We start from the raw sequence: 26,749 nt of genomic DNA on the forward strand, positions 1-26,749 counted from the left end.
GCCTACGCCGATCATCTGAACGGCAAGCTCGTCCTTTGGCTTGGCAACGGGAGCTGAGCTTTGTTGAGGCTTCAGGATTACATTCATTGTATGTGCCGCCCATTCAAGTCTTTGACGTCATTATCAGCATCAAGCCGACAGGCTTGGCGCTTTAAGTAGAAACGTGATCGACAACACATCTCAACCCGACGCTCTCTGCAGTCGTACTGACGTACTTATTGCGCCAAGTGGAGAGCGCGCAGTATCAGTCGTCAGCAGTCCCATGGACGTCGATTCTACGGCCCGTCGTTCATTTGGCATCCGTAACCGCCCAAAACACCTATCTTAGGTGATTTTTCCAAGTGAGGCACGCCCCGAGGGGCGTATTCCTCACGAGGCGAAATGGCGAATCCTCAGGGAAGTGCCGCGACCTCTAGTTCAGTTCCCATTTTGCTCGAAGCGCGGAGATTCGGCCAGACAAATGCTGCGCTTCTAACCAGTTGTTGAGGAAGTTAAGGAGGTGATACTCGCCGGGCCGGACGGAGTATGCACGGCGGGCCTGGTTGATCTCGCGATCCGGCTCCAGAAGACGGACAGGGGCCTCAGGATTCGTTCGAATGAAGCGTCGGGCGCTGTTGGAGTCAGCAACGTTGGCCTCTGCTCGCTTGTTAGCGACTTCCAGGACAGGGGCTACCTGGTTGTCGGTCGTCAAAACCCGGACCTTTGCATTGGGGAAGCGCGCCCGCGCCGTCCGTTCGTTTGTCGTCCCCCCCAAAACCGAGAACGTAACATTGGCTTGATTCAAGTCCTCGTGCTTCTGATAGGGGGAGTCTCGGTGAACTAGAATCAACTCGCCAGACGTGATGTAGGTTGTTGTGAAAACCACGGACTGAGCACGCTCGGGCGAGGCGTAGGTCGACGCCATGAGAACGTCGTACTGATTGGAAAGGAGACCATTGATGATGGTCGCCCACGAGGCGTCGACCATCTGAAGCTTCACTCCGAGTGACTGAGCGAGATCATTGGCCATGTCGACGTTAAATCCCTCCCACGCGTTCGTGGCAGGATTCTTAATTGCAAAGGGCGCCGAGTCCGCAATGCCCACGCGCAGGACTCCCTCCGACTTTATGCGCTTGATAGCCTGATCCTGCTGGGCCAAAGCTTCATGCGTGCCAGGACTGAACATCGCTAAAGTCACTATGGCGACGAGTACACTTAGTCTGCGAAACATCACTCTTTTTCCTCTGTTGGACTGCAACTTCACTACTAACGTGCGAGACGCCCTCGACTATGCATCAGATGCCTTGCGAACACGCTGAACGGAAAGATGATCAGAAAGAAGAACACGCCTATGGCGGTGAAGAACTCAAGATAGCGGAACGTCTGCCCACCAAGCGTGAACGCGCTGTGCGCTACTTCCATGACGCCTATAACCGATAGAAGTGTGGACTGCTTGAGGAGTTCAGTTGTATAATTGACGATTGGTGCAAGCATTTGCCTCAGCGCTTGCGGCAGCACGACACACCCCCAGAGCGGGATAGCAGATAAGCCGAGTGCCATTGCACCCTCCCGTTGGCCCTTGGGGACCGCCTGAATTCCTGCCCGAAAGATTTCACCGAGGTTCGCGCCGGCCGCCAATGCGAGTGCGAGCACACCCGTGAGAAGCGCAGAAAGATTGACATTGATGAGTTGAGGAAGGCAAAAGTACACCCAGAAAATGAGGACCATTTCCGGGATATTACGGAAGCAGTTCACATAGGCACGGCCCACGATAGCGGCCCACCGCTTCTCTGAAAGGTTGAGCGAAGCGATTAGCAACCCAATCACCGCTCCCAGCCCGAGCACGATTAAGACTATCCAAAAGGTGTTCAAGAGCCCCAGGAGAAGATCCGGCCAATAGCGACTAAGCACCGTCCAGTCAAAGAACATCACGAGATCCTATCGTTCGGCATGACGAAGACGTTTTTCCAGACGCCTCGCTAGTAGGTCTAAGGAGATCCCAATGGCAAAGTAGACCAAGGCTGCGAACGTGAATATCTCGATTGTTCTGAATGTGTAATTGCTGATGCGGTTTACGACCTGCAGGAACTCGCCGATCGACAGGACCGACACGATGGTTGTGCCTTTCAGAACGCTGACTGTCATGTTGACGAGGGGCGGAATCATTATCTTGAGGGCCTGCGGAAGAACGACCAGTCGAAAGCACAGCCACTTCGTTAGACCAATCGCCTCGCTCGCCTCCCACTGACTGCGCGGAACAGCGGCGATGCCGGCCCTCACGATCTCGGTAAAGTATGCGCCCGCGCTGAGTGTAAGTGTGAGCAGACCACTTTGACTTGGCGTCATGGGTACTCCAGTTAGCGTCGGCAGCGCGAAGTGCACCCACATAAGCTGGATGAGCAGTGGGGTATTTCGGAACGTCTCGACATACGCTGTTACCAGCCACACCATAGGGCGGCCCGCAATGCGCTCCGAAACTGCTAGGATCACTCCAAGGATGATGCCCGCCGTTGACGCAGCCGCCGTGAGCCAGAGCGTGATAAAGAGCGCATCGAGCAACGCGGACCGATAGGTCCAAATGATCTCCAGATGCAGGTTGTTAAGAACGCTCATCTGCTGAGATCTTTCACGCGAGGTAGCGGAATACACCGACAGCCGACGCAAGCACGGCTCGGGCGGTGGGGCCGCCGAATGCGCAAAGATCAGCCCCAGCAGTGAGATTATCAGGGCCGGGTATGGCGGTCTCTGGGGATCGAGGATGTCGGCTTGCCCACCCGCACCTTATAGATCGCGGCAAGCCCTGCAACTGTATTTGAATGAATCGCGCATTCAAAGTGCCCATTTGGCGCTGCCCCTCTTGTACCGTCACCGGCTTCGGCCAAGCTGACCACTTTCGAGTGCTATTGTCGAGCGCTCCGATTGGGCGAGTTCGCATGTCGCGAACTCTCCCGTGATCTCGCTCGTCCGACTATGTCGCCGTCTCATACCAGGTCAAGATCCTCCAGCTTCCAGCCAATGCTGGAGAACTCCCGCCCACAAATTGTGTCCGCCAGATGGGTAAGCGCATCTAGAGTGGGTGTGACCACCCCTTTTACGCGCCCGAGTTCCGCGATTATGGCAAATCCATACCGGACATTCTCCACGGTGTAGCGGTGGAACAACCGATCCGGGCCAGTCAGCAGGGCGAACCCGTCGTACCCGCCACTCGTGTCTCTAAAATTTGCCCCTTCGACGCTCGTCGGATGCTCGTATACCTCCTCAGGGTAAGGAGCTATATCGACGCCCCAGGCGCGGCCGACTTCGATGAATTCGTAGTGTGCGGCTCGAACGGTCCGGCGCACTCCGCTCGTCATGCCATCCCTGAACAGCGCGAAGTTTCCCTGCATCGCCTCGATCGCACCAACGTTGAGAAGCGGCCCGATTCCGAGAACAAGCATGCTTGAGTTGCGCAGCGCAACCTCGATTGCACTCTTCACGATCGTGATGTTCGGAAAAGTGGACTGTAATGGTTGGAGGCTCTCCCTTGTGCTCTCATGCGGGATCCCCGTCGCAAACATCTTTAGGGCACGAAAGGCGATCCTAACTTGTCTCTCCCCAATTCTCCGACAGCCGTAGGGAAGAGTATTGACCTCCGCGATCTTTGCGTCCTCTGCGGCCATTCCCGCCTGACGGGCTAACTTCTTGAACCGTAGGGAGCCAAGTCGCCCCGCCCACAGGACAATCGTGCAGTCGGGCCCGAGCCTCGGCAGCAGCATTCGAAAGTAGACCTCTTGCGCCGATACCGGCACTACGAGGTGAATGAGATTGGCGCCTTCCAGAGCCTCATCCAGGTCGTCGCCGACTTTCCGGAGAATCGCCGTTTGCTCCCTGCCCTGGGCATCGACAAGGGTCAGCCGAGGCGTCCTCTGCAGTTCCGAGATCGAAAAGCTGAAATCGGGGTGCTCATAAAGACGAACATCGTGCCCCTGCAGCGCGAGGTCGCCCGCGAGTGCAAGCCCACCATTACCGGCCCCCAGAACGGCACTCGACGAGCCGGCGCGAGATGAAACCGTCATGTCTATGCAACCCCCCTTTTGTCCTGCCAGGCTTCGCCTCGCGATGTGGCCGCGCCCTTGCTCTTGGACATGTCCGCCACAATCGAGTGCGCGTTCGCTATGACGTGCGCTCGCACGATCCGTTCTGCCTCTTCGGTTTGCTGGTTGCGCAGCGGCTCAAGAAAGCGCCAGTGCTCGTGACCGGCGAGCTCCGGGTCGCCATGGGCCACACTGTACATGAGCAGGTAGGGCTTGACCCGGGTCCTGAGCCTGCTGATCTGGGCACAGAGCTCCTGGCGCCCGCTTATCCCGCACAGATAATCGTGCACGGCATCATGCCGCTCAATCCATCGGGTGCGATCCGACTTGGCCCTCTCCATTTGCTGAACGAGGAAATCGAGCTCCTCGATATGCGATTTCGTCGCGCGCGTCGCCGCAATTCCGGCTGCCAATCCTTCGAGAACCGAACGGATCTCGAAGAGCTCGAGAATATCTTCAAGCGAAAGATTGGTGACCGTCGCACCACGGTTGAGACGAATGGTTACCAAGCCCTCCGAATCGAGTTGACGCAACGCGTCACGCACTGGCATGCGGCTGATGTCGAGTTGCTGTGCGATCGACTCGGTCTTGAGCCAAGATCCAGCCGTGAACTTCCCCGAAAGAATACCTTCCCGGATAAAGTTGTAAGCCAGCTGCTGCGGTGTCGCGTCATCTCTATACATGATTTCTTCAACTTGCTTTTGGCGGCCTGGCCATCCTCAACGTGCGAATAGGCGACCCAGCCGAACGACTTTGTCTGTGTTTCCGATCTTGTTCAGCGCGGACCAGAAGAGCGTCTGGTTCTGGGTCAAGATCGGGATCCCAAGCTCTTGTTCCAGTGGCTCGATCGACTCGAATGTCGGCACGTCCGTCGACAGGATGAGCAGAGCCTCAGCCCCGCTCAGATCGAGATTGTCGACGGCGCCCCGGAGCTGCTCCGGCGTGATCATTGGCGTTTTCAACATGTCCATGAAGTCGAATGTCGTGTCCGCCGTCATCTTGAACCCGTGGCGCGCAAAGAAAGGTCCGGCGAGTGCCTGCAGGTTCTGCGGGTAGGGAGAGATCATCGCAAACTTCTTGATCCCGAGGTGGCGGAGGGCATCGTGCAACGCGGTCCAGCCGGTGACGCAAGGGACCTTGTATTGGGCTGTGATCTCCCGAGTGCGTCGGTCGTTCCAATCCGGCTCCATGATGAAGCTGACCACCATGTCGGCGATCATGATGACGTCCACGACCGTTGCCATGAGCTCGGCGGCGGAGCGGCTGATCTCCGCTTCCATTCCCTTGAGAGCGTCGGCCGTGACGTCGCCCTTCAACATCAGACGACTTGCATAGAGCGCGGATCCTGCAGGCATCCGACTCCAAAGCTCCGGCTCGAGAGTTGAGTTATTGCCTGGAACCATCACGCCGAGACGGTGCTTGATCGAGTACATTGTTCTACCCCCTGAGATAATTAGGCTTCGAGATTGAATATAGGCGCGGTGATCCCGTCCTTGGACAGAAGCGTTCCGGCGAGATAGAGGTCCTGCACGGCATTCCCCAAGGACTTGAACACCGTGATCTCGGATGAGTCCCTTCGCGCGGGAATGTCTCCAGCGAACATTGATCCAATCTCGCCTCTGATACGGTCCCTCGAGAGCACGCCGCTTTGGAGGGGAATGCGGATGTCGCCGGCCCGCTCCAGACCTGCGCTCATCGAGTCGAGGTAGAAGATGGCGCGCCCGGCCACCTGATCGTCGATCTCCCGCCATTCCGGGCGAAATGCGCCAGCAATATTGATATGAACACCCGGCCGAACCTTGCTCCCGTCGAAGACCGGCTCAGTAGCCGATGTTACAGTCGTGATCACGTCGGCCACGGAAGCCGCCTCGTCCGGGCTAACATCGTGGTCGATCTGCATTTCGGCGAATGCTCTGTCGTTACGCAGTCTGGCTGCCAGCGCTTCGACCCGGGCTGACGTGCGGCCGACAAGGATCACGCGCTCGAAATTCCGCACCCGACATAGGAGCCGAACCGAGGGCTCAGCCAGCTTGCCGGCTCCATAGACCGCGAGCGTTCGCACCTGCTTGGGCGCCAGCGCATCGGTGGCGGCTGCAAGTCCCGCAGCGGTCCGGAAATCGGTAAACCAGTCGGATGAGAGAAGCCCGACCGGAGTTACGCTCTGCGCGTCGATCACGAGGATCATGGAAACGGTGTGCAACCCGCTTGGATGACTTTCATCGGGACGGTTTGCGATCAGCTTGAACCCCAAATATTTGTCGGCCACGAGACCGGGCATTATGAAGAAGACACCCCCGCCGGGAAGCGGAATTTCCGTACGGAGCGGCACGGTGGCTGATCCGGAGGACAACAGGCGGAACGCCTCAGCCGAGGCACGAATGGCCTCATCAGGATCGATCAGATTGCGAACTTCACTTTCTGACAGCAGTTTCATCAAACACCTTGCCCCGCTTCAAACAACTTGCCCACCGCCCTGGCCATGACACGGCATCCGCGGATAATATCCGCATCACTCGTATTCTCAGCGATGTCGTGACTCCGCCCGCCGATGCTCGGCACGAACAACATGATTGAAGGGATGGCACGTGCCATGACCATGGCATCGTGACCTGCTCCGCTCGGCATCACCATGAATTCTTCTCCGAGTTCGTCGGCGGCATCTCGGAGGAGAGATTGCAGGTGAGCGTCCATGCTCACCGGATCCACCCCGCCAATCGATTCGACCGTGAAATCGATTCCCGAGGCCTGACCTGCGGTGCGCACCGCCTGACGGACTTCCGCCTCAATGCGCCTCAGCACGGCAGGCTCAAGATCGCGAAACTCGAACACCAGAGAGGCTTCTGCCGGAACGACGTTTGCCGCACCTGGCCGGAATTCGACGACGCCGATGTTCCAGACCGATTCAGGCTCCGCCCAGCGAGGCATCCCGTCCAGCAGGACCAAGCTGAGCCTCAGCAGCGCGGCACCGGCATCGCGGCGCATGTTCATCGGCGTCGTGCCGGCATGATCGGCTTGGCCACGCGCCGAAATCCGGAATCGGCGAATACCGACGATGCCCGTCACAATGCCAATCCCCTGGCCTGACGCTTCGAGCCGTGGGCCCTGTTCGATATGCGCTTCCAAAAACGCCGCGTACCTCCCGGCGTCGAGTCTTACCTCAGCGGGAGGAAGGTCTGCATCGCGCAGCACATCACGCAGGCGTCGGCCATCGGCGCTGACGGCCGTCTCGACGTCCGCCTGTTTCAGGGTGCCGCAGAACGACTTGCTTCCGAGACAGGGCACAAAAGTGCCCTCTTCGTCTTGGAACGACACCACATCGACCGGACCGACCCCCGCCGCGGTAGCGGCTCGGGCGATCTCAAGCCCGTAGATGACGCCCAACGCACCATCGAGCCATCCACCTTTTGGAACGGAATCGGTATGCGAGCCGATCAGCACGGCCCGACCTGCTCCAGGAGCCCGGCCATAGACTGTCCCGAACCGATCGAGCCGTGCCTCCAGTCCGGCTTCCTCCAGGCGCATGCTCAGCCAACGACGGGCGGCAAGATCCGGTTCGGACAATGCAGTCCGATCGACGCCGGTCGAATACTTGCCAAACTCGGCCAGCCGGCGCAAATCCTGCAGGAGCCGATTTCCATCGATTTCAATCATGAATTGGACATTCCTTGTCTGATAGCGCTGGCGGACCGCTCGCACTCGATCAGGAGGCAGGTGCCGTCAGGCCCAGCAGTTTGCCGACCGTAGCGTTCCAGGCGTTGACGCATTCCGCTCCGCATGTCTTCGCCCATCGTGGCAGAATGGTCTTTTTCAGTGCGTCACGCCTGGAAGCCGTGTCGGTCTCGGTCACCTCGACCACCTTCATGCGCCCGGGCGGACCAAGCGGGCATTCGCCCCGGCCAGTGAGGCAAGCCAGCCCGACTTCAGATTCTTTCGCGTGAGCGGCAAGCAGCTTATCTTTGAGCCTCTGGAACTCTTCGGTCAGGAAGGCCTGCAGTTCGGGCGACATCTTCCGCCAGTCACGAAGGTTGGCAAAATAACCGACGATCTGCCAGTTGACCGGAAGAGGATATAGGTAGTTTGCGGCTTCGTGCCAGCCGGTTTTGTATCCGGCGGAGGTGCTCGTCAGCCCACAATCGACCACACCGGTCTGCAGTGCGGTCTGAACCTCGCCGAAGGCGATGTTGACGTCGTTGCCACCATAGTGCTGAACGAAATCGGCCTGCGTCGTGTTCGACACCCGCACTTTGCGTCCCTTTAGATCCGCAAGGCTCTTGAGCTCATTCCTGCAATAGAGGACCTGCGGAGGAAGGGGATAAAGGGCCAGCACCTTGATCCCATAATTCTTCTCGTAAAACTTCGAGAACTCCGGCTGGAATGTTGCAATCACCTTCTGCGCATCCTCAAACGAATCGGATAGCAGAGCGAGATCCAGACCGGAGTTTATTTTCACGTCTCCGGTGTTGTAGGAGAGGATCATGTTGCTGATCGGTGCGACGCCCTGGCGGAGGAGATGGAACATCTCGGGCCCCTTGAGACCCATTTCATTCCAGGGCGTGATCTCGACGGTCACTTTTCCACTGGAATCCGCCGGAAGCTGCTTCGACCAGAAGTCGACTTCAACATCTTTCCAAGAAGGCTGAGCACTGTTAGCGCCGATGATCTTCAGTTTGGTTTGTGGAAGATCAAGCGCCATGGCCGGAACGGACACAAAAGTCGATATGAGAAGCAGGGATAGCATACGTTTCATGACTTTCTCCCTTTGATAAAGCTATTCCAGGCTCTTTACATTCTGAGGTCGCTGTACAGGTGCGGCAGCCATAACGCGATGCTGGGGAAGGCGATCAGCAGACCGATGAGGATGATCATCGCGGCAAGGAGCGGGACCGACCCGCGAATGACATCCATAATAGGGCCGGGACCACGCACCGTCTGGATGACGTAAAGATTGATTCCAACCGGTGGCGTGATCATCGCCGCCTCGAGCAGGATCGTGAACACGACGCCGAACCAGATCGGATCATAGCCGGCATGCGTGATGATCGGCAGAACGATCGGAGTGGTCGCGACCACCATGGTCAGCGTTTCCATGAAACAGCCGAGGAAAAGATAGAACGCGACGATCAGTATAATGAGCTGCAGGGGCGACAGCTCCCACATCTGGACAACCGCGGTCACCTTCGTCGTGAAACCGGTGCTCACCAGCACGAAGTTCAGGATGAACGCCGCAATCACGATGAGGCCGATCATCCCGGTTACGGCCATGGTCCGGATGCAGGCCGTCGCGAGCACGTCCCAGTTGAGCCTGCGCCGGGACGCGGCGAGGATCAGCGATGCGATCAGGCCCAGAGAGGCCGCCTCGGTCGGTGTGGTGAAGCCGACATAGATTGAGCCGACGACAATCAGAAACAACCCGATTGGAGGAACGAGAAATCGCAGTTCATGGACAGCATCCCGCCAGACGAACCGCTCTTTCTTGCCGCTCAGTTCCGGTCGAGCAACGCAAAGGCCGAGAACGACAAGTGAAAAACTGCTTGCGAGAAGAATGCCAGGGATCAGCGCCGCCAAATAAAGCAGGACGACCGAGCTCTCCGAGACGACCGCATAGACGATCATGGGAATGCTGGGCGGGATCAGGATGCCGAGCGTGCCACCGGCCGCCAAGGTGCCCAGGAAGAGAGATGGGCTATACTGCTTCTCACGGATGAGCGGCACCGACATCGTGCCAATCGTCGCCGCAGTGGCGACGCTCGAGCCGGAAGTGGCTGCGAACATGGCGCAAGATGCGATGTTGCTGTGCATCAAGCCGCCGGGAAGCCAGCTCAGCCACTTGCCGAGTGCTCGGTACATATCCTGAGATACGCCGGACAGCAGAAGCAACTCGCCCATGAGAATGAACATGGGCACTGCAGTGAGAATGAAATCCGAGCTTGCCGACCAGGCCACCTGCCCCAACGCGTTGATCAGCGGAAAGGGGCTGAAGAACTCGGATAGCACGTAGGTGATGGTGCCGAGCGAAACGGCCACAGCGATTCCGCCCGACAGAAGGACAATCATCAGGAGCAGGACAGTAAGTACCATGATGCGCGCCCCTCAGATTTCCGTTTGATCGAGATCAATGCCGATCTCGGCGTGGATACGGGCGAACTTCCGGCGAACAAGGTCCCCCAGCACCCGAACCGTGAGAGCAAGAGCGCAGAAGGCGAACCAAAGAAGCCCGGCTGCCCACACGCCTTGAGGGATGACCAGCGGCACCGCCAGGCTGGAAGTCGAGCTGGCCCCGATCTCCCAACTGCTTATCGCGGCGATCGTGCCATGGTACGCGAGAGCCAGCGCCAAGAGGAGCATCAGCAGTAGGTTCACGACATCGAAGACAGTCTGCACCCAGAGTGGGAACATCCGATAGATGGCATCGATCCGGATGTGCTTGCGGTCGAGGAGCGCGTAGCCAAACGAAAAGGCCATGGCTGCCGCGAAGGCATAGGTCGTCAGCTCGAAACTTCGGAAGGGGACGATGCTGAACAGATTGCGGACGATCACGTCGAGCGAAACGAGAGCCGCGCTCCCGAGCATCACCAGCCCGCCCAGCAGCGCGAAAGCTCGCGAGATCCTGAAGACGCCCCCGGGGTTTCCGGTCATTGTCGGCTCGTCGGGCGTCATGGCGTTCATCCGATAGCACCTCTGAGCCGCCTCAGGGCCTCCCTGAAGCGAGAATCCTCGACCGTGAAGGCGACCCGAATGAACCCGTCGCTTTGCGGCCCGAACGTGATGCCGGGAACCGCGGCAACGCTCTGCTCCTGCAGGAGGCGCTTCGCGAAAGCGAGCGATCTCTCGCCCGACGCTCCAATAGCGATGAAGCCGTAAAACGCACCCTGCGGGACGACCGGGAGAGCACTGCTGTCGTCGAATACCTCGACCAGGATATCGCGTCGGCGCCGGTAGATGTCGCAGAAGCGACCGATAACGGACTGATCGCCGGCCAGAGCCGCCTCGGCCGCTGCTTGGCTCGGAGCAGATGGACAGGAGGTCACCGGTTCCTGAATTGCGCCGGCCACGGCGGCGACCGTCGGCGGACAGACGAGATAGCCAAGCCGCCAGCCCGTCATCGCATATGATTTGGAGAACCCTGAAACCACAATGACTCGGTCATCCGGAGCCACCTCGAGGGCACTGACATGCTCGCCCTCGAAGACGAAGTCCTCGTAGACCTCATCGCTGATGAGATAGAGGCCATGCCGCACCGCAAGGCGGCCGATCTCCTCCATGATCTTGCGTGGGAAGACGGCGCCAGTCGGGTTTCCTGGCGTGCTGATGACGATGGCTTTGGTTCTTGGCCCGATCAGACGTTCCATGGCCGCCGGGTCGGGCAGGAAGCCCTGCCCGGCCGGCTGGGCATAACGGACCGCCCGTGCACCGGAGAGATGCACGATGCTCTCATAATTGGGCCAGCCAGGATCCGGCAGCAAAACCTCGTCACCCGGATCCACGACGGCGAAGATGGCCGAGAAGAGAGCTCCGATGGCCCCGGTCGTGACAGCGACGCGGTCGGGCTCCACGCCACGCCCGAACTTGGCACCAACCCGACCCGCGATGGCCGCGCGCAGGCGCTGAGTTCCGGAATTCGGAGTATAGCGGGTCGCGCCCGCCCGCACGGCGCGGAAGGCTTCGTCGACGATCCAGTCAGGAGTGCCGAATTCCGGCTCTCCGACTTCAAGATGAAAGACGTCGCTTCTCCCGGCGGCCAACATCATGATTTCTCGGATTGCTGATCGCGGCATTGTCGTGGCGCGATCAGCGAGGGGCCGAACTCGCGCGATGTCCAGAACTGTCATCTTCATGCTCCCCGATGCGTCAGGCTTGGAACAGGCGTCCCAAGCTCTTCAAGCGGGCCGTGTTCTTGCACAACCGCAAGCCATGCCAGAGCAAGGTCTGGTTCGAGGTCAGGACGGGAAGTCCCGTTTCGTCCTCGAGGGCAGCAATGACCGAGAAAGTGGGCAGGTCGGTTGCCAGAAGGACGATCGCCTCTGCCTTCGCGAGCGACATATCGGCCACGAGGGCACGGACGGCGTCAGGCTTCACCTTTGGCACATCCGTCATGGCAAGAATGTTGAGAGTGGCATCGGCCGTGACCGAAAAGCCAGCCTTCTCGAAGAACGGACGGCAAGTCGCGTGGATGCCGTTCGGATAGGGCGTGCCCAGCGCGAAGGACCTCACACCCAGTTGCTGGAGAGCAGCACGCAGAGCCGTCCAGCAGGTATAAACCGGGACCCCTGCTTGTGCCGAGATCTCTCGAGCCCGACGGTCGTTCCAGTCGGCGTCCATGATGAAGGTGGTGACCATGTCCGCATAGGCGATGACGTCAACAACCGTTGCTGTCAGTTCATCCACCGCGCGCTCGACATTGGTCTCCATGAGCTTGACCGCTTGCGCGGTCAGATCGCCCCGCGCCAGGATTCGGGTCGCGTAGGCTGCCGTATCCTCAGGCATTTGCGACCAGATCTCTGGCTCAAGGGTCGAGTTGTTGGCAGGGACGATGATCCCCAGCCGACCATTGCGACCAAACATTCGCTCACTCCCGTCTTCAGCTGCTTCGTTCAATGCCTGCGGCATCACCGATTGGCGTCGAAGGCCGCCTTGGCCTCGGTCGGATTGCAGAAGCGAGCCCCGTTCTTCGCGACGTGATCCATGAAGCGCCGGAACCGCTCGAGCACGTCCGGACGCCCCATCGAGCTCGAGTGGAAGAGCAGGTGGACGAATTGCGGCTGTCCGCTTGCCGCCGCCCGGCCACGGATCGTTGCCCAAACCCGCTTCAGGTCCTCGAGGGTGGATTCGTCCGTATAGAGTTGGTTCACGGGCTCTGAGCCGATCCCATCGACGCCGAGCGGAATCTCGAGGACCTTCGAGGTCTCGCCGTTTCTGGGCGCAGCCAAGTGGTTGGCCCGATTCAGGTAGAAGGCCGAGAATGGTGCGCCTGTCCACACGGCGTCCCATGCCGGCTGGTTGAAGCCTGGAGCTGCGGAGAAATCAATAAGGACGTCCAGGGACTCCAGGAAGGGCGTGAGATAACTCATATAAGCAAAGTGACCGCCACGGTACGAGGTTGCCTCGATGCCGGCAGCGTTCAGATCAGCGTTCCGATCCAGGATCATCCGCTTCATGTGATCCTGTTCGGCGTTGCGGGTTCCCTTGCCTGCGATCTCCTCGTGCGTGTGAAGGCAGATCTCGCCACCGGCCGCAATGGCCCGGCGATAGTGGCTAAGGAATGGCTCCTCGTAAAAGGCGCGACGGCAATAGGTGCCACTGTGTACCGAATAGACGACCTTTCCGTCGGACAAGTTGCGGAATTCGTCGACGCAGCGGTCGACCTCCTCGGCACACTGCTCGACTGGTGGCGGTTCAGCCAAGTATCCTTTCTTCGCATCCATCGGTGCGAACTGAACCCAGTTCACATCGACGAGCGGAACCAAATACACAAACTCACCCATTGTTTCCTCCAAAGGATCTAATTGTCAGATTGCGCCGCGCTCACGCGCCGTGGCGGCCGGACAGTTGTCCACCATCGACCAGAAGTGTCGTGCCAGTGACGAACGACGCCTCATCGGAAGCCAGGAACAACGCTGCCGCGACGACCTCTTCCGCCCGCCCCGGACGCCCGAGAGGCTGGGTCTTGATGATTGCGGCTCGCGCTTCCGGCGGCACGGTCGAATTCATCGGCGTATCAATGAAGCCGGGACAAACGGCATTCACGCGGATCCCGTGGGGTGCGTAGTCGAGCGCAATCTGCTTGGTGAGATTGTGCACTGCACCCTTCGCAGCGCAGTAGGCCGGATAATCGGGCCTTCCATAGAAGCCAAACGTGCCGCCCGTGTTGACGATAGCACCACGCCCGCGGCTCATCATGTGCGGCAGCACGTACTTGCAGCCCAGAAAGACGCTCTTGAGGTTGGTTGCCAGCACCAGATCCCAGTCTTCCTCGGAGAGGTCTGTGGCCCGGGCGGGGCGATTAATTCCCGCATGGTTATAAAGGATATCGATCTGCCCGAATCCTTCGACGCCAACATGAATCATCTTTTGAACATCGGCCGACTTGGACACATCGACTTCGACCGAGATGGCTGAGCCGCCGTTCTTCTTGATCGCTTCGACGGTGGCTGCGGCAGACGATGGATTGCGGTCGGCGACCACGATCCGGGCTCCCTCACGGGCAAACGTCTCCGCCGCGGTCCGTCCGATTCCCGACCCCGCTCCGGTAATGACGGCAACCTTGTCCTTTAGTCTCACAACGGCACCCCGCGCTTGTGTGCTGACACGTATTTTTGTATCCATTTATCCGAGAAGCCGTCAAGGGAGGTAGGAGCATGATCTCGCAGTTCGCCGGGGCCCAGGGACCGCACCGGCATTTCGATCTCGTCGTTGCTGGTGGCACGGTGATCACAGCCTCTCACAGGGAGCGCCTCACCATCGGGATTCGTGACGGCCAAGTGACTGCATTGCTGGATCCGAAGGTCGACTGGCAGGCGAATCACGTGATCGACGCCAGAGGCTTGTTCGTTTTGCCGGGAGCCGTTGACGCGCACGTCCACTTCCGCGAGCCAGGTCTCGTCAGAAAGGAGGGCTTCGTTTCCGGGACGCGAGCGGCGGCAGCCGGCGGCGTGACCACGGTCATGGTGATGCCCACTGATCAACCCTGGACGTTCACCCCGCAAGATTTCAAGGAAAAGCGCACCCTGCTTTCCGGGCAGGCCCACGTTGATGTTGCGCTGCAGGCGGCACTCGCAGGCGATTTGAGCAACATCGATTCGGTAGAGGAGCTCGTCGCGGCGGGAGCGATTTCGTTCGAGCTCTTCCTGGGGGATGTCCCACCTGCCTACGTGATCGGCGACAACGGAAAATTGCTCGAGGCCTTCGCCCGGGTCACAGCCGCCGGCTCCGTGGTCGGCGTCAGCCCAGCTGACGACGGCGTGATTGGCCTGCGCATGCAGCGCATTTCCAGAGAAGGAGGACGCGATCTCGCAGCCTTCTTCAGGTCCCGTCCTCCAGAGAGCGAGGTGATGGGCGTCGCACGTGCCTGCGTGATGGCCGAGGCCACGGGCGCCAGGGTTCATTTGCGCCAGATGAGCACCCGCCCTGCAATCGCGCTCCTGCGCGATTTCCGCAGGCGGGCAAACGGCCTCTCGGCAGAGGTGACACCGCACAACCTGCTCTTCTCGGACACGAGCGTCGCGGCGCTCGGACCCTATGCTAAGGTTGCTCCGCCTCTGCGCGAGGAGGACCACCGAATCGCAGCATGGGAAGGTCTTGCCGACGGCACCCTCGACATCGTAGCCACCGATCACGCGCCGCACCTCGAGAGCGAGAAGGAGGCCGGGCGCGACGACATCTGGAAGGCACCGGGCGGCTTCCCCGGCGTGCAGACGCTCGTTCCTCTAATGCTGAATTCGGCAGCTGCCGGCGATCTGAGCTATCAGGACGTGGTGCGCTTGGTCAGCGAGAATCCTGCCAGGCTGTTCGGCTTATTTCCCAGAAAGGGCACTATCGCGGTGGGAGCCGATGCGGATCTCATCATCGTAGATCCACAGCGAGAATCCATCATCCGCAATGAGGACCAGCACAGCAGGGCCCGCGTGACGCCATTTGCCGGCCGTCGGGTCCGCGGTGCCGTGACCACGACGCTGCTGCGCGGGTCCGTCATCATGCAGGACGGCGTAGTAGCGGATACGGCCAGCGGTCAATTCGTTGCACCTGACCGGGGCCAGTCTCAACATTGCTGACTTACGCTGGTGATGATCCTGCCCCGGCAAGCGCCCTCCCCAACATGAGCGACCTGACCTCAACGGTATTGCGGCCCGATCAGGAGCGATCCAGGATGAATCAAACCTGGTCTCAGTGACAGTGGTGATCATGGCTGCCTCCTCCCTTGGCTCGACGGAAGTGCCCCGGACCGAAGCGATGACTACGGCGGAGTCTGGATTCGTCGAGCTCGACGATGTTTCACTCCGATATGGCGGCACAGCAGGCGTCCTCGCGCTCGAGAACGTATCGCTGAAGGTTGCACAGGGAGAGTTCGTCGCCGTAGTCGGGCCGTCTGGCTGCGGAAAGTCAACGCTCATGAAAGTGATGAGCGGCCTCTGGCCTCCGTCCAGAGGCCGAGCGATCGTGGCTGGCCACGTCGTGACGAGACCCCTCTCGATCGTCGGGATGGCCTTTCAAAACGCAAGCCTGCTCCCCTGGCGTACGACCCTCAACAATGTCATGCTGCCCCTCGAGATAGTCCAGCCGCATCGCAGCGCGATAAAACGCCGGCGCGAGGAATACGAGAGCAAAGCTCGCGAACTGCTTCACATCGTCGGTCTTGAGGAATTCGCGAGCCACTTGCCTTGGCAGCTTTCAGGAGGAATGCAGCAGAGAGCCTCTCTCTGTCGCGCGCTCGTCCACGAGCCAGCGCTCTTGATGCTCGATGAGCCGTTCGGCGCGCTCGACATGTTTACGCGTGAGGAGCTTTGGAGTGTCTTGCAAGACGTGTGGATGGCACGGCGTCCAACAGTCATCTTGGTCACCCATGACATTCGCGAAGCCGTGTTCCTGGCCGACAGGGTGTTCGTGATGAGCGCTCGGCCCGGTCGAATCGTTGCCGAGCAGGTCGTTCCATTACCACGGCCGCGCACATTAGAGGACACATTCAATCCCGAGTTCACTGCGCTGGTTCATGACCTGCGTGAGCATATCGGTCACGCAAGATCGCAGGGGCGCGAATTGCCATGAGATACCCTCTCGGCTCTGCAGATCATCGCCGCAGGCAGGCAATCGTAAGGCAACCCAGCACAAGCGGGATTGCTGGCCACCTACGGCTTGGGATGCGAGCGCCGCGTCTCTTGCACTTGCCGAAACTCGAATTCCTTATCGATGACGAAGGTGGGAGGGACGTAAGCCCCACTTCCGGAGGCACAGCAGCATGTATCTAGAGCTACAATTGGGAGGGAGCAGACCAATGATAAGACACATACTCCACCGTTTCGCTGCAGTCGCGGCCGGCGTCGTGCTAGCCCTGAGCGCAGTGTCCGGCGCAACCGCTCAGCAGAAGAACGTCCGCTTTGTTCTGGACTGGGCGTTCCAAGGTCACCAAGCGCCGTTCACGATCCCTGTCGACGACGGCACGTTCGCAAAACTCGGGCTCAATATAACAGTGGATCGTGGCATCGGCTCCGGCGACACGGTCGCTAAGGTCGCAAGCGGCGCCTATGACATTGGCCTCGCCGATGTCTACTCGATGGTTCGCTTTAACGCGGCCAATCCCACCAAGAAACTCATCGGCGTCATGATGGTGCACGACAAGTCGGGCCTGTCGGCTGCGTCCATGAAGTCAAGCGGCCTGAACGCGCCAAAGGACCTCAACGGCAAACGGATGGCGTCACCCGTGGGCGATGCTAGCAGACAGTTATTCCCGCTCTTCGCGGAAGTGAACGGCATTGACCAAAGTTCGATCGTCTGGAGCAATGTGAGTCCCGAACTTCGGGAGCCGATGCTGGTCCGCGGTGAGGTGGATGCCGTCGCCGGACACGTGACGACCGTTTTGAGCAACATTCGCGCCATGGGTGCCGATCCCGCGAATGTGCTCGTCATGCCATATGCGGACTATGGTGTACCGCTCTACGGACATGTTCTTTGTGTAAGCCCTGAATACGCTGAGAAGAACCCGGAGATCGTTAGGAACTTCATTCGTGGAGTTGTTCACGGCTTCAATGTTATGCTGAAGGATCCTGATGCGGCTATAGCGTCCATCAAAAAGCGCGACCCTCTCATCAATGATGAGATCGAGAAAGGGCGTATCAAGCTCTCGAACGACGTGATGTTCATAACCCCGAACGTGCTCGAGAACGGGATGAGCAACGTGGATATGACCCGCCTCTCGGAAACGCTCGTCAGAGTAGCGCAGCCGTTCGAGATGAGAACGCCTGCAAAAGCAGATGACGTCTATACCCCGAAGTATCTGCCACCTCGAGAAGAATTGAAGATCAAGCGCTGATCTCGATCTGGAAAGCTGACGGCTGAACGCCCTCGTCGGAATGGCGAGGGCGTTTCATACTTGCCGAGGACCGGGTTTGTGCACGGGATTCGTTGATCTTGGCTAAGCCGTGCAATAGCGGTCCTCAAGACTTGGTACGGAGTTCTGCCGTGACTTCTCCACACCAAGAGTCTCGATTCAACGCTGGATCACACCCAGCGTACTCCCGCCATCGACCGGGATTACCGTGCCGGTGACCCAGGCCGCCCGTGGAGATATAAGATAGGCCACGAACTCGGCGACGTCCTCGGGCTCACCTACCCGCCCAAGTGGATATTCCCGCCCACGGGCCGCTAGCAACTGACCGTAGGCGACTGGGTCCATCCCGGCACTAAGCCAAATCTCGCTACGCACCAGAGAGGGAGCGATCGCACAGACTCGCACGCCTTCCGGGCCCAGTTCGAAAGCAAGGGAGCGCGTAAGGCTCTCGATCGCTCCCTTGGTGGCTGAGTACACGCTGGTGCCGCTGCTTGGCCGGGTGGCAAGGCCGCTGCTGAAGTTGATCACGACTCCCTTTGCCTGCTTGACCATCGACAGCATCGCCCGAGTCACGAGAATCGTGCCAAGCAGATTGACGTCGATGAGTCTCCGGATCTCCTCGACAGGGCCCTGGTCGATCGGAAAGCTGGCGATCGTGCCTGCGCAATTTACGAGCGCATCCACATGGCCGAATACATCTTGCACGCGAGCGCGCGCTACCTCGACGGCTTCTTCGTCAGACACGTCGCAGGAGAGTGCAAGGATGTCGGGGGCACCAGCAGGAGCGAACGTATCGCCACGGCGCGAAAGGGCTGCCACTCGGAAGCCGTTCCTACGCAAGACCTCAACAATGGCCCGCCCGATACCGGCACTGCCGCCGGTGACCACGGCCGTACGCGAGACGCGTCCAATGGAACTCATCTTTCCTCCCGTTGATCTGGCCGGGACGAACATCCGTCGGTTTGCTCTCACCTGTCAATTCGCCAGTCGAAAGAGGTCTCGCCGTCAAGCGACAGTGATCAGACGTTGCATACCGGCGTGAGATTGCCATCAGAAGATGACTTGCCAGAAGGCAGGTCCTATTGGATTGTCGTAGCAGCAGGTGGCCTGGTCGCGAACCGGGATCCAACTCCGGGTGCCGAGGGCGATTCCGCTCTCATTGAAAGCACCGCTGGGATCGTTGGCTGCAGAAGGAGGCACCCCGTGACTCGTACGAAGGCGCTGGCATACCAATTCAGCCCATGGATTGCGGCGATTGGCCTCTTCGTCGTCTGGGAGTTGACCTGCCGCCTTTTTCGCATCCCTGAATTCACCCTCCCCGCGCCGAGCGCTACCCTCCACGCCCTGATCGCGTACTGGCCCGGGATCTGGCCGAACGCACGGCATACGCTCCTGACAACTCTGGCCGGCTTTCTCCTTGCAACCGGATTTGGCCTCGTTCTCGGCGCCGTGGTCGGAGCCTCACCTTTGCTCTATCGAGCACTCAATCCCATTCTGATTGGCTTCAATTCGGTACCGAAAGTCGCCGTCGTACCAGTACTGGTGATCTGGTTCGGCATCGGCACGATCCCGGCTGTGATTACCGCTTTTCTCGTGGCCTTCTTCCCCATCATGGTCAACGTTGCCACGGGGATTGTCACGATGGAGCCGGAACTTGCCGATGTGCTACGTTCGCTCGGCGCGAGCAAGTTCGACATCCTCAGAAAGGTGGGCATCCCACGCTCCATGCCGTACTTCTTCGCTTCGTTGAAGGTCGCGATCACATTGGCATTCGTCGGCTCTGTGGTTTCCGAGACTGTCGCGAGCAACGAGGGGATAGGCTACCTTATGCTGTCTGCCAGTTCGAGCTTCCGGGTTCCGCTCGTCTTCGCGGGCTTGCTCGTCATCGCCGCTATGGGAATCGCAATGTATTGGGCCGCCGCGGTTGTTGAAGCAAGGCTTACGCGCTGGGCGACGCATCGCCACACCGAACACCTGACCTACGGCGGTTGAATCTCACCAGGTCGGGTTACTCCCAAGCCAGTCCATGCACCGCATGCGAGGTTGCGGCCGCCATAGTAGGCGCGCGACGACGGGCACCGGATTAAGCCGGTAGCGGTAAGAACTACAGCACGAAGAGCTTCGCGGCCGAAATGCTCACGGCCTACGGTTACGCTGTGTGCGAGTCTAGTTCTGCGCCGCGTTAAAGCCACTCGATCAGCGGCCGCAGCGGGTCGAAGAAAAAGTCATACGACCACAAAAAAGGCTTGCAACTTCGCTCTCATGTGACAGGATGCAGCTAGCACGGCAGGACTGCCGTTCTACATCGGGGCATTTGAGGCCCCCGACGCGCGCCAAGAGCGCAGTCGGGGGCTTTTATTTTGCGGTCTGGTGTTCAGCAGTCCAGACCGTGCAGGGAAGTCGTGTCAATGAACACGGAGAACTTGACCCGCGTTGCCTGCGTTCAGATGGAGCCTGTGTTCGGGGCAACCGAGGCAAACGTCAAGAAAACCCTCGCGTTGATAGAGGCTGCGGCAGATCAAGGCGCAACTCTGGTCGTCCTTCCCGAGCTCATCAATACGGGCTATGTCTTCAAAACCCGCGCTGAAGCATTCGAACTCGCCGAGCCGGTACCTTCTGGCCCCAGCTCGACCGCTTGGATGGATGTTGCCAGGCGAAAACATATTTATGTCGTCGCCGGCATTGCCGAGCGCGATGGCAATTCCCTCTTTAACTCTGCAGTCATCATCGGCCCACAGGGGCACATCGGCACTTACCGAAAGATGCACCTCTGGAACGCCGAAAACCTGTTCTTTGAGCCTGGAAATCTAGGCTTTCCCGTGTTCCCGACCCCGATCGGGCGGATCGGCGTCGCGATTTGCTACGATGGCTGGTTTCCCGAGACGTACCGGCTCATCGCCCTCCAAGGGGCGGACATCGTCTGCGTTCCAACCAACTGGGTACCCATTCCTGGGCAGCATGAGGGCCGCGAGGCCATGGCGAATATCTTGGCCATGGCCGCAGCGCACACGAACTCGATGTTCATCGCGTGCGCGGACCGAGTCGGAACCGAAAGGGGCCAACCGTTCGAGGGTCAAAGCTTGATCGTGAGCTACAGTGGCTGGCCTATTGCCGGACCAGCAACCCGCGACACGGAAGAAATCCTCATCGCTGAGCTCGACCTTGGTGAGGCACGGCGAAAACGCAATTGGAACGACTTCAATCACGTCCTGCGGGATCGTCGCACCGACGCTTACGCGGATCTGCTCGGCTCGACCCTGACGCGCGGCTGGCGCGGTTAAACAATCCAGCCTCTATAGAGAGGAAACATCAATGGCGTTCCGCACTAATCTTCTGACCAGCAGTGTCTTCATTGCACTCCTCGCAGGCCCAGCCTTTGCTGCAGGCAACACCGTGACGATCGGCATCCCGATCGGGCTAAGTGGAGCGAACAGCGTCGTGGCTCCATCCGTCCTACAGGCTACGGAACTCGCGATCGAAGAGATCAATGCAGAGGGCGGCGTACTGGGAAAGAAGTTGGTCATGGAGGTGGCTGATGATGCTTCCGGCGCGGCTGGCGCGCAGAAGGCATATGATGCGCTGGCGTTTCAAAAGAAGGTCGACGCTGTGATTGCCATGGAGACCTCAGCGGCGCGCAACGCCGGCCTCCCGATCATCACGCGCTCAAAAACGCCCATGATCTACACCTCATTCTACGAGGGAAAATCCTGCAACAAATACATGTATGTCAATGCGTGGGTCCCCGAACAGCAAGTCGCCCCCATAGTGGATTACTTCATGGACGCACTCAACGGAAAAACCTTTTTCCTGGTTGGCAGCGATTACGCATTCGGGCGCGGGATGCTGGCCTTTACGAAGGCATACATCGAGAAGCGCGGCGGAAAGGTCGTTGGTGACGAGTACAACCCAATCGACGCGACCGATTGGACGGCCATCATCAGCAAGATCCGCTCGACCAACCCGGACGCGATCATTACGTCCACGGCAGCCGGAGCTCCAAACGTTACTTTGACGAAGCAGCTTCGAAGCGCTGGCATTAAGGCCCACTATGGCAATTATGCCCTCGACGAAGGCACCGCTCAGAACATGGGCTCTGAGGCAAAGGACATCTACCTCGTCGGTTCTTATTTTACGGGAATCGACTCGGCCGAAAACAGGTCATTCCTCGCTTCTATGAAGAAGAAATTCGGCCCCGACATGAAAACGCCCAATGAACTTTCAGTTCCTCAATATGACGCCGTCCATTTGTATGCCCTTGCTGTCAAGCAAGCGGGCAGCACCGCGGCAGACGCCGTGACCAAGGCGCTCGCCGAGGTCAGCTTCAAGGGCCCCCGTGGCAAGATCCAGATGTCCAAGCAGCACCATGCTCCGCTGACGATGTACATCGCGCAAGTTTCTGAAGATGGCAGTGTGAAAATCATCCGGAGCTTTCAGGATTTAGATCCTGGAGAGCAATGCCCCAAGCTGTGATCGGCACATACCAAGACAACTAGCCGCAGGATACGCCTGCGGCCAATATCGGACTGTTGCAAAGCAGAGCCCGCATGACATCCCAGATTCTTGATATCGTCAGCACGGCAGCGATCTTGTTCATCGTTTCAACCGGGCTCCTCCTGGTGTTCGGCGTCATGAAGATCATCAATTTCGCCCACGGGGCGCTTCTGACCGTCGGCGGCTATGCTGGTGTCATTACGACCGCGCTCGGGTACAATCCCTGGGTCGCGGTCGCCATCGCCGCGCTCTTCGGTGGCGCCCTCGGCTTGGTGATCGAGCGCTTTTTCGTGCGCCCGCTCTATTCACGGCCTTTGGATGCAATTCTAGCCACCTGGGGCCTAGGGATCATCATAGGCCAGTTGATAACGCTCGTGTTCGATCGTGGCGTTCATTTTGCCGAGCCGCCGGTCACGGGCGTCGTGAGTGTGCTTGGAGAGTCGTATTCCATCTACCGCCTTATCCTGATTGGGGTCGCGATTCTGCTTGGCGGGTGTCTTACCCTGCTCATGCAGGGAACGAGGCTGGGTCTTTCGACGCGAGCCGTGATCATGAACGAGGACCTAGCGCGTGGCCTCGGCATCAACAGTGGGCTTGTGCGCTTCCTGACTTTTACGTTGGGCTCAGCACTCGCCGCCGCAGCAGGGGCCCTCATAACCCCGCTGGCTAGCGTCGATCCAAACATGGGCGTACCATGGTTGATGAACGCCTTCATGCTCGTCCTTGTCTCGGGATCAGCGCTCGGGAGCCTCGCCGCAGCCAGCATTGTACTGGGAGGCGCACAGGTCCTCGTCAGCTCGTACGTCAGCCCAGTGCTGGGCGGCTTAACTATCGCTGTCCTCGCAGCAGTGATCCTGCGCATACGACCTGAAGGATTCTCACGTGATTAACGGTGCAGAAACATTGATCCAGGGGACGACCGTCGCTCGACCTGGCAGCGTCAAAGGCTCGTTCATGGGTGTAGCGGTTATCACTGGCCTTGCTCTCCTGGTCGTCTTCGTAGCGCCCTTTGTGCTCGATACTTACTCCGTCAACGTGCTGATCCGGTCCTTGCTTTATGCTGCTGTCGCACTGACCGTTGACATTCTCTGGGGCTACCTAGGCATTCTTACGTTCGGCCAGTCCGCATTCTTCGCCGCCGGCGCTTATGCAGCAGGTCTTGTTTTCACTCACATTGGGTTCAGTCCAGGGAACGTCGTCCTGGCCCTTGCAGGCGGCATTGGCGCGGCGATACTCATGGCCAGCGTCGTCAGTGTATTGGCCTTCTGGCACGGCGCCACGGCGTTGTATGCGTCCGTCCTCAGTCTTGTGCTCCCGATCGTCGTAACGCAGCTCCTGTTTTCCGGTGGTACTTTTACGGGCTCGAGCAGCGGCCTTTCGGGATTCGAGACCTTCGATATCTCTATTGAAGCTTGGTTCTGGATTGCGGGCACCTTCCTTGTCCTCCTGACAGCAGCGACATGGATCTACGTTCAAAGCGATGCAGGACGCCTGCTTGTTGCGATCCGCGACAATGAGCAGCGTTGCAGGTATCTTGGCCTTGACACGTCGCGCATGAAGTCGCGCGTCTTTCTCGCATCGGCTGCTGTAGGTGCGGTCGCGGGCTTCCTCTATGCGGGTTACACAGTCGTGGTCGCCCCTGAACTGGCCGGCTATGCTTTCGGGACAGAGCTCGTGATCTGGACGGCTCTCGGCGGTCGTGGAACCCTGCTGGGGCCGGTATTCGGCACGATACTGATCGACTACGAAAGTGCCCAACTTCAAGGTGACTACCCCTTCGTTTGGAAGCTGGTCATCGGCATCGTCTTCGTCGCAGTCATTGTCGCTCTGCCCCGTGGGCTGTTTCCGATATTCGCCGATGCCGCGCGTTGGGCTCGCTCGAAGCTAGGGCTTGCCCGCCCGGCAAGCCGCACTACCGCCACGCTCGTTCAAAAGAGCCGTGATCCCAGTGCTAGACCCGAGGCCGGGGCTTACCCTGCACTTCAGGTCAATGGCGTCGCCAAGCACTTTGGCAGCCTCTCGGTACTCACCGACATCAACTTCTCCGCATATGCCGGCGAGTTGGTGAGCCTTGTCGGTCCCAATGGCGCTGGAAAGACGACGCTGATGAAATGTATTGCCGATGGATCGGAAAGGTCTGCCGGCTCCATCATGATCAACGGACACGATATCGACAGGTTTACACCGGATAAGTGTGTGCACCTGGGTGTTGGGCGCAAGTTCCAGACGGCCAACATCTTCGAGACCCTCACGGTGGCAGAGTGCCTTCAGGTGGCTCGGGCGCGTCTTGATCATCTCTCTTTCTGGAGCCGCTCGCCAGTGGTGGCCCTTCCGGAGCCTGCGCTCCACGTGATCCGGGCAACAGGCCTTGATGCGGACCTTGCTACGCCTGCCAAGCTACTATCCCACGGCAAAAAGCAAGCCCTGGAACTCGCAATGGTCTTGGCACTCGAGCCTCGAGTAATTCTCCTTGACGAGCCAACTGCCGGCCTAACCAAACCTGAAAGGACTCTTATCGGCAGCATCCTGACTGAGCTGGCACGCCGAGATGGCCTTTGCGTCCTTCTTGTTGAGCACGATCTCGATTTCGTTCGCGAGATTTCCTCAAGAGTCATTGTCCTGCACCAGGGGCATATCGTACTCGACGGATCCGTCGACGAGGTCGTGAATTCCGAACTCGTCGCTGCCGTCTACGCCGGATCGGGTCATGCTCAGTCCGCGGAGGCCGCGCTATGAGTGATCATCCCCTGACTATATCGAGTTTGCGCAGCGGCTATGGGGAGGCCATAGTCTTACGTGGCATCAATCTCACGATCGCACCAAGCCACATCCTCGCCGTGGTCGGCAAGAATGGAATGGGGAAGAGCACGCTGCTGAAATCGATCATGGGATACCTGCCCAAATCGGCCGGCGCGGTGAAGATCCGGGGGCACGAGGTCACGGGTTGGGCGCCCCACCGGATTGCAAGGCTCGGTGTCGGCTATGTCGCCCAGGAGAAGGCCCTTTTCCAGGATCTTACGGTCGAGCAGAATATCAGGCTGGCCCTGCGACCGGGCACAGAGTGGCGTACTGCTATTGAGTGTGTTGAGCGCACCTTTCCGTTCCTCATGACGAGGCTGACGCAGCGTGCTGGGACGCTCAGCGGCGGTGAGCAGAAGATGCTGCTGACAGCACGAGCAATTGCCTCTGGGGCAAAGGTTCTTCTGATCGACGAAATTACGGAGGGCCTCCAGCCCTCCGTAATTGAGCGTTTGGCCTCGGTGATTCGGGCGGAATGTGAGCGATCTCGGCTTGCAGTATTGCTGATCGAGCAGAACATCCCATTCACTCTCAGCGTCGCAGATCGCTATTCAATCATGGATCGTGGCGAGATTGCTTACACTGGCTCTGCAAAGGAAGCCGGTGCCGCCCGCAACGTCACAAAGTTCCTCAGCGTCTGACTGCAAACCGGACGAGCGGAGACGCAAGCACCATGTATCTGACTCCGAAAGAGCTGGATCGCCTTCTCGTATTCCTTGCGGCGGAACTGGGCCGGCGTCGAAAGGAAAAGGGCCTTAAACTCAATCTTCCTGAAGCACGCGCCATCATTGCAGATGAGATTTGCGAAGGAGCAAGAGAGGGAAAGTCGGTTGCCGAGCTCATGTCGCTGGGACGATCTATCCTGACGACGGACGAAGTCCTGCCTGGGGTTGCCGACCTCATGGACACGCTGATGGTCGAGCCGATGTTTCCGGACGGGCAAAAGCTGGTTTGCGTTCACGACCCCATTGCCCCAGGTGTTATGCCGGTCGAAACCCAACCTCCGGGGCGCTATCAACTGGCACCGGATGATGTCGTCATTAATCAAGGATCCGAGGTAACCTCAGTGCGCGTGCGCAATCTGGGAGACCGACCGATCCAGGTTGGATCCCATTTTCACTTCTTCGAAGTCAATCCAGACTTGGAATTCGACCGTCCAAAGACTTTCGGTTTCCGACTCGACATTCCGGCAGGGACCACGGTCCGGTTCGAGCCCGGGGATGAGAAGGACGTGGATCTTGTCGCTTTCGGCGGTGAGCGGCGCATTGAGGGATTGAACCGCCTCACCGACGGGCTCCTGGATGATCCCCAGGTGCGCGCCACGGCAATCAGGCGAGCCGCAGCGCAGGGCTTCCGAGGAGTATAACCG

The 26,749-nt window shown here is 59.2% G+C and carries 26 protein-coding genes; 10 read left to right on the top strand and 16 right to left on the bottom strand.

Going from position 1 to position 26,749, the window contains the following annotated elements:
• Nucleotides 1-412: 412 nt before the first annotated feature.
• From BN1233_RS26575 to BN1233_RS26645, 15 genes are all read right to left on the bottom strand, one after another.
• On the bottom strand, nt 413-1,210 hold the full coding sequence (locus BN1233_RS26575; protein ID WP_046866669.1) for a transporter substrate-binding domain-containing protein: 798 nt from the start codon (nt 1,208-1,210) through the stop codon (nt 413-415).
• Between the two features lie 35 nt (nt 1,211-1,245).
• Complete coding sequence (locus BN1233_RS26580) at nt 1,246-1,908, bottom strand: amino acid ABC transporter permease (RefSeq protein WP_046866670.1); 663 nt, start codon at nt 1,906-1,908, stop codon at nt 1,246-1,248.
• A 9-nt stretch (nt 1,909-1,917) separates the two neighbouring features.
• A complete protein-coding gene (locus BN1233_RS26585; protein WP_046866671.1) occupies nt 1,918-2,592 on the bottom strand; it encodes an amino acid ABC transporter permease in 675 nt (224 codons plus the stop codon).
• 368 nt (nt 2,593-2,960) lie between these two features.
• Nucleotides 2,961-4,034, bottom strand: a complete 1,074-nt coding sequence (locus BN1233_RS26590) for an NAD/NADP-dependent octopine/nopaline dehydrogenase family protein (RefSeq protein ID WP_046866672.1) — start codon at nt 4,032-4,034, stop codon at nt 2,961-2,963.
• A gap of 2 nt (nt 4,035-4,036) precedes the next feature.
• Entirely contained in the window at nt 4,037-4,735 is a 699-nt protein-coding gene (locus tag BN1233_RS26595; protein WP_048710344.1) for a GntR family transcriptional regulator, read from the bottom strand.
• A gap of 36 nt (nt 4,736-4,771) precedes the next feature.
• The gene (locus BN1233_RS26600; protein WP_046866673.1) at nt 4,772-5,485 is read right to left on the bottom strand and encodes a maleate cis-trans isomerase family protein; all 714 of its coding nucleotides are present in this window, start codon (nt 5,483-5,485) and stop codon (nt 4,772-4,774) included.
• A gap of 20 nt (nt 5,486-5,505) precedes the next feature.
• Entirely contained in the window at nt 5,506-6,486 is a 981-nt protein-coding gene (locus BN1233_RS26605; RefSeq protein ID WP_046866674.1) for an ornithine cyclodeaminase family protein, read from the bottom strand.
• Complete coding sequence (locus tag BN1233_RS26610) at nt 6,486-7,703, bottom strand: hydantoinase/carbamoylase family amidase (protein ID WP_046866675.1); 1,218 nt, start codon at nt 7,701-7,703, stop codon at nt 6,486-6,488. Before BN1233_RS26610 ends, BN1233_RS26605 begins: the two co-directional genes overlap by 1 nt.
• A 49-nt stretch (nt 7,704-7,752) precedes the next feature.
• Entirely contained in the window at nt 7,753-8,799 is a 1,047-nt protein-coding gene (locus tag BN1233_RS26615; protein WP_046866676.1) for a TRAP transporter substrate-binding protein, read from the bottom strand.
• A 35-nt stretch (nt 8,800-8,834) separates the two neighbouring features.
• A complete protein-coding gene (locus tag BN1233_RS26620) occupies nt 8,835-10,130 on the bottom strand; it encodes a TRAP transporter large permease (protein ID WP_046866677.1) in 1,296 nt (431 codons plus the stop codon).
• A 12-nt stretch (nt 10,131-10,142) separates the two neighbouring features.
• Complete coding sequence (locus tag BN1233_RS26625) at nt 10,143-10,709, bottom strand: TRAP transporter small permease subunit (protein WP_187144377.1); 567 nt, start codon at nt 10,707-10,709, stop codon at nt 10,143-10,145.
• A gap of 5 nt (nt 10,710-10,714) precedes the next feature.
• The gene (locus tag BN1233_RS26630; protein ID WP_046866679.1) at nt 10,715-11,881 is read right to left on the bottom strand and encodes a pyridoxal phosphate-dependent aminotransferase; all 1,167 of its coding nucleotides are present in this window, start codon (nt 11,879-11,881) and stop codon (nt 10,715-10,717) included.
• Between the two features lie 19 nt (nt 11,882-11,900).
• Nucleotides 11,901-12,614 carry a maleate cis-trans isomerase family protein gene (locus BN1233_RS26635; protein ID WP_046866680.1) on the bottom strand — a complete coding sequence of 238 codons (714 nt, stop codon included), beginning with the start codon at nt 12,612-12,614 and terminating at the stop codon, nt 11,901-11,903.
• A 44-nt stretch (nt 12,615-12,658) separates the two neighbouring features.
• Entirely contained in the window at nt 12,659-13,534 is an 876-nt protein-coding gene (locus BN1233_RS26640; RefSeq protein ID WP_046866681.1) for a hypothetical protein, read from the bottom strand.
• A gap of 40 nt (nt 13,535-13,574) precedes the next feature.
• Nucleotides 13,575-14,375, bottom strand: coding sequence for an SDR family NAD(P)-dependent oxidoreductase (locus BN1233_RS26645; RefSeq protein ID WP_046866682.1), 801 nt, complete (start codon nt 14,373-14,375; stop codon nt 13,575-13,577).
• Between the two features lie 32 nt (nt 14,376-14,407).
• Between BN1233_RS26645 and BN1233_RS26650 the strand changes: the two genes are divergently transcribed.
• From BN1233_RS26650 to BN1233_RS26660, 3 genes are all read left to right on the top strand, one after another.
• Nucleotides 14,408-15,820, top strand: a complete 1,413-nt coding sequence (locus BN1233_RS26650; RefSeq protein WP_046866683.1) for a dihydroorotase — start codon at nt 14,408-14,410, stop codon at nt 15,818-15,820.
• 178 nt (nt 15,821-15,998) lie between these two features.
• The gene (locus BN1233_RS26655; RefSeq protein WP_082145692.1) at nt 15,999-16,811 is read left to right on the top strand and encodes an ABC transporter ATP-binding protein; all 813 of its coding nucleotides are present in this window, start codon (nt 15,999-16,001) and stop codon (nt 16,809-16,811) included.
• 292 nt (nt 16,812-17,103) lie between these two features.
• On the top strand, nt 17,104-18,072 hold the full coding sequence (locus BN1233_RS26660) for an ABC transporter substrate-binding protein (protein WP_187144378.1): 969 nt from the start codon (nt 17,104-17,106) through the stop codon (nt 18,070-18,072).
• A gap of 177 nt (nt 18,073-18,249) precedes the next feature.
• Here the strand turns inward: BN1233_RS26660 and BN1233_RS26665 are convergent, their stop codons facing one another.
• Nucleotides 18,250-19,011 carry an SDR family NAD(P)-dependent oxidoreductase gene (locus BN1233_RS26665; RefSeq protein WP_052763946.1) on the bottom strand — a complete coding sequence of 254 codons (762 nt, stop codon included), beginning with the start codon at nt 19,009-19,011 and terminating at the stop codon, nt 18,250-18,252.
• Between the two features lie 282 nt (nt 19,012-19,293).
• Here BN1233_RS26665 and BN1233_RS26670 point away from each other — a divergent pair, with 282 nt between their 5' ends.
• The 7 genes from BN1233_RS26670 to ureB all read left to right on the top strand — a co-directional run bounded on the left by BN1233_RS26670 (nt 19,294) and on the right by ureB (nt 26,746).
• A complete protein-coding gene (locus tag BN1233_RS26670) occupies nt 19,294-20,082 on the top strand; it encodes an ABC transporter permease (RefSeq protein ID WP_046866687.1) in 789 nt (262 codons plus the stop codon).
• A 416-nt stretch (nt 20,083-20,498) separates the two neighbouring features.
• Nucleotides 20,499-21,371 (top strand): nitrilase family protein, encoded by an 873-nt coding sequence (locus tag BN1233_RS26675; protein ID WP_046866688.1) that lies wholly within the window; start codon nt 20,499-20,501, stop codon nt 21,369-21,371.
• Between the two features lie 31 nt (nt 21,372-21,402).
• The gene (locus tag BN1233_RS26680; RefSeq protein WP_046866689.1) at nt 21,403-22,560 is read left to right on the top strand and encodes a substrate-binding protein; all 1,158 of its coding nucleotides are present in this window, start codon (nt 21,403-21,405) and stop codon (nt 22,558-22,560) included.
• A gap of 74 nt (nt 22,561-22,634) precedes the next feature.
• Nucleotides 22,635-23,471, top strand: a complete 837-nt coding sequence (locus BN1233_RS26685) for a branched-chain amino acid ABC transporter permease (protein WP_046866690.1) — start codon at nt 22,635-22,637, stop codon at nt 23,469-23,471.
• A gap of 64 nt (nt 23,472-23,535) precedes the next feature.
• Nucleotides 23,536-25,317: an ABC transporter permease subunit gene (locus BN1233_RS26690; protein ID WP_046866910.1), complete on the top strand. Its 1,782-nt coding sequence runs from the start codon at nt 23,536-23,538 to the stop codon at nt 25,315-25,317.
• On the top strand, nt 25,314-26,021 hold the full coding sequence (locus tag BN1233_RS26695) for a branched-chain amino acid ABC transporter ATP-binding protein (RefSeq protein WP_046866691.1): 708 nt from the start codon (nt 25,314-25,316) through the stop codon (nt 26,019-26,021). The genes BN1233_RS26690 and BN1233_RS26695 overlap by 4 nt, the downstream gene beginning before the upstream one ends.
• Before the next feature lie 32 nt (nt 26,022-26,053).
• Nucleotides 26,054-26,746, top strand: a complete 693-nt coding sequence (gene ureB, locus BN1233_RS26700; protein WP_046866692.1) for an urease subunit beta — start codon at nt 26,054-26,056, stop codon at nt 26,744-26,746.
• The last annotated feature ends 3 nt before the right edge of the window (nt 26,747-26,749 follow it).

Source organism: Microvirga massiliensis (genome assembly GCF_001006805.1).
Lineage (GTDB): Bacteria > Pseudomonadota > Alphaproteobacteria > Rhizobiales > Beijerinckiaceae > Microvirga > Microvirga massiliensis.

What these genes read in the sequence shown, in the direction of transcription:
- BN1233_RS26575 (WP_046866669.1), bottom strand. Translation starts at nt 1,210, where the DNA reads ATGTTTCGCAGACTAAGTGTACTCGTCGCCATAGTGACTTTAGCGATG.
- BN1233_RS26580 (WP_046866670.1), bottom strand. Translation starts at nt 1,908, where the DNA reads ATGTTCTTTGACTGGACGGTGCTTAGTCGCTATTGGCCGGATCTTCTC.
- BN1233_RS26585 (WP_046866671.1), bottom strand. Translation starts at nt 2,592, where the DNA reads ATGAGCGTTCTTAACAACCTGCATCTGGAGATCATTTGGACCTATCGG.
- BN1233_RS26590 (WP_046866672.1), bottom strand. Translation starts at nt 4,034, where the DNA reads ATGACGGTTTCATCTCGCGCCGGCTCGTCGAGTGCCGTTCTGGGGGCC.
- BN1233_RS26595 (WP_048710344.1), bottom strand. Translation starts at nt 4,735, where the DNA reads ATGTATAGAGATGACGCGACACCGCAGCAGCTGGCTTACAACTTTATC.
- BN1233_RS26600 (WP_046866673.1), bottom strand. Translation starts at nt 5,485, where the DNA reads ATGTACTCGATCAAGCACCGTCTCGGCGTGATGGTTCCAGGCAATAAC.
- BN1233_RS26605 (WP_046866674.1), bottom strand. Translation starts at nt 6,486, where the DNA reads ATGAAACTGCTGTCAGAAAGTGAAGTTCGCAATCTGATCGATCCTGAT.
- BN1233_RS26610 (WP_046866675.1), bottom strand. Translation starts at nt 7,703, where the DNA reads ATGATTGAAATCGATGGAAATCGGCTCCTGCAGGATTTGCGCCGGCTG.
- BN1233_RS26615 (WP_046866676.1), bottom strand. Translation starts at nt 8,799, where the DNA reads ATGAAACGTATGCTATCCCTGCTTCTCATATCGACTTTTGTGTCCGTT.
- BN1233_RS26620 (WP_046866677.1), bottom strand. Translation starts at nt 10,130, where the DNA reads ATGGTACTTACTGTCCTGCTCCTGATGATTGTCCTTCTGTCGGGCGGA.
- BN1233_RS26625 (WP_187144377.1), bottom strand. Translation starts at nt 10,709, where the DNA reads ATGACGCCCGACGAGCCGACAATGACCGGAAACCCCGGGGGCGTCTTC.
- BN1233_RS26630 (WP_046866679.1), bottom strand. Translation starts at nt 11,881, where the DNA reads ATGACAGTTCTGGACATCGCGCGAGTTCGGCCCCTCGCTGATCGCGCC.
- BN1233_RS26635 (WP_046866680.1), bottom strand. Translation starts at nt 12,614, where the DNA reads ATGTTTGGTCGCAATGGTCGGCTGGGGATCATCGTCCCTGCCAACAAC.
- BN1233_RS26640 (WP_046866681.1), bottom strand. Translation starts at nt 13,534, where the DNA reads ATGGGTGAGTTTGTGTATTTGGTTCCGCTCGTCGATGTGAACTGGGTT.
- BN1233_RS26645 (WP_046866682.1), bottom strand. Translation starts at nt 14,375, where the DNA reads ATGGATACAAAAATACGTGTCAGCACACAAGCGCGGGGTGCCGTTGTG.
- BN1233_RS26650 (WP_046866683.1), top strand. Translation starts at nt 14,408, where the DNA reads ATGATCTCGCAGTTCGCCGGGGCCCAGGGACCGCACCGGCATTTCGAT.
- BN1233_RS26655 (WP_082145692.1), top strand. Translation starts at nt 15,999, where the DNA reads ATGACTACGGCGGAGTCTGGATTCGTCGAGCTCGACGATGTTTCACTC.
- BN1233_RS26665 (WP_052763946.1), bottom strand. Translation starts at nt 19,011, where the DNA reads ATGAGTTCCATTGGACGCGTCTCGCGTACGGCCGTGGTCACCGGCGGC.
- BN1233_RS26675 (WP_046866688.1), top strand. Translation starts at nt 20,499, where the DNA reads ATGAACACGGAGAACTTGACCCGCGTTGCCTGCGTTCAGATGGAGCCT.
- BN1233_RS26680 (WP_046866689.1), top strand. Translation starts at nt 21,403, where the DNA reads ATGGCGTTCCGCACTAATCTTCTGACCAGCAGTGTCTTCATTGCACTC.
- BN1233_RS26685 (WP_046866690.1), top strand. Translation starts at nt 22,635, where the DNA reads ATGACATCCCAGATTCTTGATATCGTCAGCACGGCAGCGATCTTGTTC.
- BN1233_RS26690 (WP_046866910.1), top strand. Translation starts at nt 23,536, where the DNA reads ATGGGTGTAGCGGTTATCACTGGCCTTGCTCTCCTGGTCGTCTTCGTA.
- BN1233_RS26695 (WP_046866691.1), top strand. Translation starts at nt 25,314, where the DNA reads ATGAGTGATCATCCCCTGACTATATCGAGTTTGCGCAGCGGCTATGGG.
- ureB (WP_046866692.1), top strand. Translation starts at nt 26,054, where the DNA reads ATGTATCTGACTCCGAAAGAGCTGGATCGCCTTCTCGTATTCCTTGCG.